The sequence below is a fragment of the Petrotoga sp. DB-2 genome, assembly GCF_054051725.1.
This window is the reverse complement of sequence record NZ_JBSVZD010000026.1, coordinates 21261-28078: the sequence shown is the minus strand read 5'-3', so window position 1 is coordinate 28078 and position 6818 is coordinate 21261. Positions and strand designations below refer to the sequence as shown.

Below are 6818 nucleotides of genomic sequence, written 5' to 3'. Positions count from 1 at the left end.
GGATTTGTGTGATAGGGTGGTACACTTTTCGTTTAGCCGACTCTTATTTTTGGTACACTTTTCGTTTAGTAAGTGCATTATCAATGTTTATTATTTCCACTTCTACGATATCGTTTATTTGCACAATATCCGTAGGATGAGCTACAAATCTTTCAGCAAGGTTTGACTTATGAATCAAGCCGTTTTCTTTTATTCCCAAATCTACAAAAGCACCAAAATCAGTAATGTTAGTTATTTTACCTGATAATCTCATACTTTCTTTTAGATCTTCAAATTTTAGAATATCATCCATAAGTTGAGGTTGAGGCATTTCATCCCTTGGATCTCTGCCGGGCTTTTGAAGTTCCTTCAGTATATCGATCAATGTATATTCACCAATTTCCAATTCTTTCGATATTGATTTAAGATTTTCTTTTTCGTTTAAAAGTTGAGAAACTTTTAATTTTAATGGGTCCAATTTTTCTTTGATTTTTAAATCATCCAAGGTGTAGCCAAGTATATTTATTAATTTTTCCGCTGCTTCATAACTTTCTGGGTGTATTCCCGTTATTTCTAGCGGGTTTTCCCCATCTATTATTCTCAAAAATCCTGCACTTTGTTCAAAAGCTTTTTCTCCAAAGCCTTTTACGTTTAAGAGATCGGCTCTTTTATTGAATGAACCATTCTTTTGACGGTATTGGACAATTTTCTTTGCCAGGCTACTTGTTATTCCTGAAACGTATTCTAATAAAGAATATGAAGCTGTGTTTAAATTAACACCAACGAGGTTAACCACGCTTTCCACAGTTGCGTCGAGCTTTTCTTTCAACTTTTTTTGGTTGACATCGTGTTGATACTGTCCAACACCTATAGATTTTGGGTCAATTTTTACAAATTCTGCAAGAGGGTCTTGTATTCTTCTTCCTAAACTTATAGCTCCTCGGACAGTTACATCGTATTCTGGGAACTCTTCTTTTGCCAACTTAGAAGCGGAATAAACAGAAGCTCCAGATTCATCAACGAATATGTACTTAAGATTCAAATTATTTTTCTTTATTAAGTCAACGACGAATTGTTGAGTTTCTCGTGAAGCTGTTCCGTTACCTATCGCTATTAGATTTACATTATACTTTTGAATTAAACCCATCATAATTTTCTCTGAGTTTTCTATATCATTTTGTGGAGGAACGGGAAATATCGTATCGTTAGCGAGAAAATTTCCCATTTCATCCAATGCCACAACTTTACACCCCGTTCTGAAACCAGGATCAATTGCTAAGATCCTTTTGTTTTTTAAAGGGGGGGTTAATAATAATTGTCTGAGATTTTTGGCAAAGAGATCTATCGCCCCTTCTTCTGCCTTTTCTGTTAGGTTTTGTCTTATTTCTCTTTCTATTGAGGGGTTTAACATATTTGTGAAACCATAGTTCAAACCTTTGGATATAATTTCATCGCAGATCTCATTTCCTGTTTTATATTTAGATTTTTCTTTATCAAGCCACTCATCATCAATAATTAATTTTACATTTAAAACTTTTTCTTTTTCGCCCCTGTTTAAAGCTAGAACCCTGTAATTTGGGATTTTTGAAATTTCTTGTGTGAATTCGTGATACATATCGTACTTAGTGGCTTCTTCGATAAACTCTTTCTTCTTTTCAGAGTGAATCTTACCGAATTTTTCGTAATACTTTCTGAGACTTTCCCGATTGTCTTTGTCATGGGCAAATGTTTGACCTATTATGTAGGAAATTCCTTCTACCACTTTGTCTATATTATCGTATTCCTCAGATACAAATTCTTCTAATTCATCTAAAGATTTGATATTACCTAACAACACTTTGTTTGCTGCAGGTTCAAGACCAGCTTCTATAGCTTTGTCGGCATTGGTTTTCTTTCTTTTTTTGTAAGGAAGATACAGATCTTCCAATTCAGTCATCTTTTTGGTGTTGATGATCTTTTCTTTTAGCTCATCTGTTAATTTGCCTTGTTCTTCAATGCTTTTTAAGACAGTTTTTTTGTAGTCTTCTAAGTTTTGATAATATTTAAATAACTCTTCTATTTGCCTAATCTTTTCTTCGTCTAAATTACCCGTTCTTTCTTTTCGATACCTGCTGATAAAAGGTACGGTGTTTCCCTCATTTAATAATTCTACAGTGTTTTCAGTTTGAAATAATTTTATGTTCAGATCTTCTGTTATTGTTTTGATTATATCCAATACTTTTACCTCCATAAAACAATGTATTTTACTAATTTAGAAAATCTAAATTTTCTCTAATTCACGATAGAAAATTTGTAAATTGTTGTTGAAGAGTACACTTCTGAGGGTCTTAAAATTGTGGAAGGAAAGTTTTTCTGGTTTGGAGAGTTTGGAAAATGCTGTGTTTCCAAAGCTATTCCAGAATATTTTCCGTAGTGTTTTCCTTCTTTTCCGTATGTATCAACAAAATTACCTGTATATATTTGAATCCCAGGCTCGGTTGTGTATATCTTCATCACTCTTCCACTTGTGGGTTCAACCAACCTTACAGCTAAGGATATTTTGCTATTTTCTTTGTTTAATACGAAATTATGATCTATTCCTTCTAACGGAGAATCTTTCAGATCCTTGAGCACCTCACCGAGAATTTTTGGGACTGTAAAATCAAAAGGTGTGTTTTTGACACTTTTTATTTCTCCGGTGGGGATTAACGTTTCATCTACAGGTGTATAATGATTAGCAAAAAGTTCTAACTGGTGATCAAAAATATTTCCTCTACCTTCTCCTGCTAAATTAAAATAACTGTGATTTGTCAAATTTATAATAGTAGTTTTATCAGTAGTTGCGGTATAAGAAATCTTTAATTCATTATCGTTGGTTAATGTGTAAGTAACGCTTACACGTAAGTTTCCTGGATAACCTTCTTCACCATCGTGGCTTAAACGTTTGAACCGAACAGAAGGTCCTTCGACGGTTGTAAAAGCTGTCGCTTGAAATATCTGTTTTTGAAACCCCTTTATTCCCCCATGAAGATGGTTTGAATTATCGTTTTGAGCTAAAGTGTAATTTTTTCCTTCAAGTGAGAATTGCCCGTTTTTTATTCTATTTGCATGTCGCCCTATTGTAGCACCGAAAAAGGGATTCTGTGGGTTGGGTTTTTCGTAATCTGAAACAGTATCGAATCCTAAAATTATGTCTTCCAGTTCTCCCTTTTTGTCAGGTAAGTACAAAGAAACCAAAGTAGCACCATAATTTGTTACTTGTACCGTAATTCCATTCTCGTTTCTTAATGTGAACAAAGTTACTGGAATGCCTTCTGTTGTATATCTCCATTGATTTTTTTCAATATGTTCTAAAATTGACACTCGATATCCCCCTTTTATTTTTTCTAATATCCAATAATATTATATCATATAGGGAGATACCTTGTCAGGAAACCATCCCCTCTTTCTTATTTGTGTTTTTGAAAAGAAAGAAAAGTTTATTGAAGTTAGCGATAATTTTTAATTAGAAAACGCTTACGATAGGTCCTTATGACATTTTCTTATTTGAGGGGCGTGGTAGTATAATAAATATATATTCTTAAAAGAGGTGATTTTTGTGAAGTCTTACCCCCCAGAGTTAAAAGCCAACGTTGTTAAAGAGCATGTCGAAAAAGGTGTTTCTTGTTCTCAACTTAGTAAAACTTACAACATCCCTACCAGAAATATCTATAAGTGGATTAAGAAGTTTAGAGATTCTGGTGAGAATTATTCTTGCTTTTTCAATGGCTCTTTCAATAAAAATTACATAGTTTCTCGTGGTTCTAAGGTTCCTCCTGTGGTTTACGAGAATGCCGGTGTCGATTTGGATGAGATTTCTCGACTTTGTATGGAATATCCCGATCTCGCTCAGACTCTTCAAGCTTTGAAAGATTTGGTGATCGAAAAGGATATTGAGATCAGAGTTCTTAGAGAACAAGTTGAGTTTGTAAAAAAAAATTTGAATCAGAGAAAATGATGGAAAATAAACATGCTGATTCAAAATCTACACCCATTTTGGATATCCTATATATCAATAGGTTACATCGAGAGTACGGCGTTTCTCTTTCTTATCTTTTTGAAGCGTTCAACGTGAACCCTAGAACTTATTATTATAAGACAAGACTCTTCTTGGATACAAGTTCTTTGTCAAAGAAAAAGCATTCTAATTCTAAAACTCGAGGTTTTTGCTATACTGTGAATGGTGATAAGGTTCCTGATGAATTTGTAATCGCTGAACTGATAAAAATCAAGGAACATCTCAATAAGTATGGCTCAAAGCAAAAAACTATAGGTTCTACTAAGCTGTGTGAGTATTTCAAGGAAAAATATGGAATAATTATCAATCATAAAAAGATGAGACGTTTGAAACACGAAGTCGGTTTGGTTGGAAAATATACAAAACATTGAAAGTTTCATACATTAATATCTTTATTTTTGAATAGGTAATAAGAAAAATAATATATTCCAAAAGATATTAGTAAAATTATTAAGGAATTTACCCAAAAGATTTTTTCTTCTAAAACAGTTTCCATCAAAGGAATATAATTAAATATGCTGAAGTATTTTATCCAACTTGTTGCCTCTATAGTCTTTGCCATAGTATCTCCAAAATACATGAAAATTAGTATACTAAGTGAGATACCCAAGTTTGAAGAATTGTTTTGGGTGAGTATGCTTATTATCACAGAAATTGAAGAGAAAAATATTTGTACTGTGAGCGAATATATTCCAAAAGCCAACAATATTTCTGGATTATATTCATATTCCATAAAAATAGCGTACATAGAAACAACCGAAATGGTAAAAATAATGTTTAAAAATAATATATTTATCATTATATTCGTGAATTTAGTTATGTATAAAGTAGATCTACTTATTGGCTTTACGCTCAAATATTCTATAGTTCCTTTTTCATATTCATCTGCAAAAACTTTTCCTACAAGCATCGCTGAAAAAACAGCTCCCAATAAATAAACAAAGCTCATACCTTCTGACCCGAATATACCTTCTGGTTTAGTGAATATTTGTTCACTAAAGTCGAAAGATTCGAGTAAAAATTTGGGCATATTATTAATTAATTCTAATACATTATTAGACTGAGAAAGGATTTGATTACTCATAGGTATATACATACCCGTAAATAAAACAAACAACAATGACCATAATATTGTATTTTTATAAGTAAATTTAAGCTCTTTTTTTAATAAATTGAAGTTCATTCTTCATCACTCCTGTAATAATCGATAAATATTTCTTCGAGAGACGGTCTTTTTATTTCTATATCTTCATACGAACATTTAGATAAAATTTCAAAAAAACTATTTAAATCATCGTTTTTTACTAAATAAGTTATATAAGAATCCGCCTGTTCTTTTATTTCAAAATCTTTGAATTTATATATTTCTTTGAGTTTATAGATCGTTATTGTTTTTTTAAATACCTTAGCTAACTCTTCAATATTACTTTCTTTCATTATTTTTCCTTTTTTTACTATCCCTACTTTATCACAAATTTTTTCAACTTCCGATAAAATATGTGATGAAAAAAGAATTGTGGCACCTCTTTCTTTTTCTTTTTCTAAAATATTATATAATTTATGCTGCAAAAGAGGGTCTAAACCGTTGGTAGGTTCATCAAAGATTATGTATTCGGGTCTGTGTACAATGGCTTGTATTATTCCAACTTTTTTCTTGTTTCCCATTGAAAGTTCTTTGAACTTTTTGTTTGTTTCAAGTTCTAATAGGTCTATTAGCTCTTTTTCATATTTCTTATCAATATTTTTATAAAATCTATCGTTAAAATCAAAAAAATCTTTTACTCTCATATTTTCATAAAAATTGACTTCTCCAGGAAGATAACCAATTTTATTTTTTATATGCTTAAGGTCGTGTGGGATGTTTTTATCCCCAATTGTAATTCGCCCTTCATCAATTGAAATCATACCCATCATAGCTCTTATAGTAGTTGTTTTCCCAGCACCATTAGGACCTATAAGGCCGTATATTTCTCCTTTTTTTATTTTAAAGCTAATGTCCTCTACTCCGAGGTATTTTCCATAGTATTTTTTGATATTCTCCACTTTTATCAAATCGGGTACCCCCTCACTTTGAATTAAATTAATTGTATATAATTAATATAAATTTTAACAAAGTTATATTGTCAGAATATAAAAAATTATGTTTCCAGAATATAAAAATAGAGAGGGGAACATTCCTTTGAAGATTAATATTTTATATTGATCTTACTAATCGAAAAGGTTAGTTAATCAAAGATTGGAAGGCGTTTGGTAAAAAGGAATAAGTGTAAAAAGAAAAGATTCAATTAAATTACTGTGTAAACCCTCATAAACAAAAGAAAAGAAAGACATGTAGTGACACTTTTGAAAAATAGAGAAAGCAAAAAACACTTTTTTTTATTTATTCATGCCTGTTTTAGAATTCTTACATTTGTGTAACTGTCAAACTCAGGAAAGAGAAAAGTTTATTAAAGCTAGTAAAAAATTTTTAATTAAAAAACGCCCATGAAGGGCGCCTTTTCAAAAATTATTTCAATAACTTTTTTAGCTCTTCTATTGTAATTTCTAATAAATTGTCTCCTATGTGATCTATCGTTTTTTCATCTGCTTTTCTTATCTTGTCTTTTATCTCTTCAGTTAGTTGGTTACCAAATCTTTTGTTTAATATTTTAATTGCAAATTCAATTTTGCCTTTTCTTTCACCTTCTCTTTCACCTTTTTCGACGCCTTCTTCAAAGATTGAGGCTCCTATCTTTGTCATTCGTATCACCTCTTTCAACTTGTTTATGTACTCTTCCCATACATAACTATCAGAGAACCCTAA

The 6818-nt window shown here is 31.4% G+C and carries 7 protein-coding genes; 2 read left to right on the top strand and 5 right to left on the bottom strand.

The annotated features are described in order from the left end of the window. Nucleotides 1–43 precede the first annotated feature (43 nt). Complete coding sequence (locus ACW9JY_RS08355; protein WP_457283998.1) at nucleotides 44–2194, bottom strand: Tex family protein; 2151 nt, start codon at nucleotides 2192–2194, stop codon at nucleotides 44–46. Between the two features lie 56 nt (nucleotides 2195–2250). After that, a complete protein-coding gene (locus ACW9JY_RS08350; protein ID WP_457283997.1) occupies nucleotides 2251–3321 on the bottom strand; it encodes an aldose epimerase family protein in 1071 nt (356 codons plus the stop codon). Between the two features lie 235 nt (nucleotides 3322–3556). Here ACW9JY_RS08350 and ACW9JY_RS08345 point away from each other — a divergent pair, with 235 nt between their 5' ends. Beyond that, a complete protein-coding gene (locus ACW9JY_RS08345) occupies nucleotides 3557–3955 on the top strand; it encodes a transposase (protein WP_457283996.1) in 399 nt (132 codons plus the stop codon). Continuing rightward, complete coding sequence (locus tag ACW9JY_RS08340; RefSeq protein ID WP_457283995.1) at nucleotides 3952–4386, top strand: hypothetical protein; 435 nt, start codon at nucleotides 3952–3954, stop codon at nucleotides 4384–4386. The genes ACW9JY_RS08345 and ACW9JY_RS08340 overlap by 4 nt, the downstream gene beginning before the upstream one ends. Nucleotides 4387–4391: 5 nt before the next feature. On the opposite strand, the gene ACW9JY_RS08335 is transcribed toward ACW9JY_RS08340, so the two are convergent. The 3 genes from ACW9JY_RS08335 to ACW9JY_RS08325 all read right to left on the bottom strand — a co-directional run bounded on the left by ACW9JY_RS08335 (nucleotide 4392) and on the right by ACW9JY_RS08325 (nucleotide 6755). After that, nucleotides 4392–5198, bottom strand: a complete 807-nt coding sequence (locus ACW9JY_RS08335) for an ABC transporter permease subunit (protein WP_457283994.1) — start codon at nucleotides 5196–5198, stop codon at nucleotides 4392–4394. Next, a complete protein-coding gene (locus ACW9JY_RS08330) occupies nucleotides 5195–6058 on the bottom strand; it encodes an ABC transporter ATP-binding protein (protein WP_457283999.1) in 864 nt (287 codons plus the stop codon). The genes ACW9JY_RS08335 and ACW9JY_RS08330 overlap by 4 nt, the downstream gene beginning before the upstream one ends. 463 nt (nucleotides 6059–6521) lie before the next feature. Next, on the bottom strand, nucleotides 6522–6755 hold the full coding sequence (locus tag ACW9JY_RS08325; protein ID WP_457283993.1) for a DUF4351 domain-containing protein: 234 nt from the start codon (nucleotides 6753–6755) through the stop codon (nucleotides 6522–6524). Nucleotides 6756–6818: the final 63 nt, after the last annotated feature.